Origin of the sequence: Actinoplanes sp. NPDC026670, assembly GCF_040638175.1 — a bacterium.
Taxonomy (GTDB): Bacteria; Actinomycetota; Actinomycetes; order Mycobacteriales; family Micromonosporaceae; genus Actinoplanes.
In genome coordinates this window covers 1-1,050 of record NZ_JBEZXU010000221.1, presented here as the reverse complement: position 1 = coordinate 1,050, position 1,050 = coordinate 1, and the positions used below count along the sequence as shown (strand labels likewise).

General features: G+C 67.3%; 1 protein-coding gene and 1 pseudogene. Both read left to right on the top strand.

The window, feature by feature from the left end:
* Positions 1 to 26: 26 nt before the first annotated feature.
* On the top strand, positions 27 to 701 hold the full coding sequence (locus AB0E94_RS53255) for a cytidylate kinase family protein (protein WP_360344687.1): 675 nt from the start codon (positions 27 to 29) through the stop codon (positions 699 to 701).
* Between the two features lie 74 nt (positions 702 to 775).
* A pseudogene (locus tag AB0E94_RS53250) lies at positions 776 to 1,050 on the top strand (hypothetical protein); the annotation flags it as partial.

Sequence of the window (1,050 nt, the reverse complement as noted above, 5' to 3'; positions counted from 1 at the left end):
GGCCGAGCGGGTAGGAGGGGCAGGACGTGGACCAAGGCACCCGCGACGAGATGCTAGGCCGCCTGGCTGAGGCAGTCGGGTCCGTCACAGTCACCCACCCGACGCGGGTTGCCATCGACGGACCGCCCGCCGCAGGCAAGACGACGCTCGCCGACGAGCTGGCCGCCGTCCTGCGCACACAGGGCCACGACGTCATCCGCGCGACAATCGACGATTTCCTCTTCCCCAGTGCACAGCGCTACCCGCGCGGCGAATACTCGGCCGAAGGCTGCTACTTCGACACCCACGACCACGACGCCCTGAACCGGGTGCTGCTCGATCCGCTCGGCCCGGGCGGAGATCGACGCTTCCAACACGCGGTCTACTACCACACGGCGGACACCGTGCTGTCCCCGCCGGTCACGACTGCCCCCGCCGACGCCGTGCTGGTCTTCGACGGCGTCTTCCTCATGCGCCCGGAACTGATTGACCGGTGGGACCTGCGCATCTTCGTGTCGACCGCGCTCGAGAAGACCGTTGATCGTGCCGTGATCCGAGAGCGCCGGGTGTCATCTCGGGCCGAGGTCGAACGGCGCTGGCGCGAGCGTTACATCCCCTCCCAACAGCTCTACTTCGCTACGGTCCGCCCGACCGATCACGTCGACATCATCGTGCACAACGACGAGCCCCGGCAGCCGGCCTGGGCGTCCCAAACACACTGACCGCACCCGATTCGGCATGACCGCGCGATCAGCGGCATGCGCGACGGGGCGGGCAGTCCGCTAACATCCGGGCTGTGGCGGCCGAAGCAGCGGGAGCATTTCGTCGGACGGCGATCGAGCGATCAGATCAGCGCATCGCCTGGGAACGGACGGACCAGGCATTCTTCGCTGCCGGAGCGTGTCACATCCTGGCCTGGGTCTGTCGGGATTCCTACCTGGACCGGCCGATCGAGATAGCAGGAGTGCGGGCGGCAGGCGACTGGCAGGTCTTCCATGCCTACGCGGTCTGGGATGGCTGGGCGTTCGATCACTCGGGCTGGAATTCGGAGTCGCAATTGCTGGCGGTGAA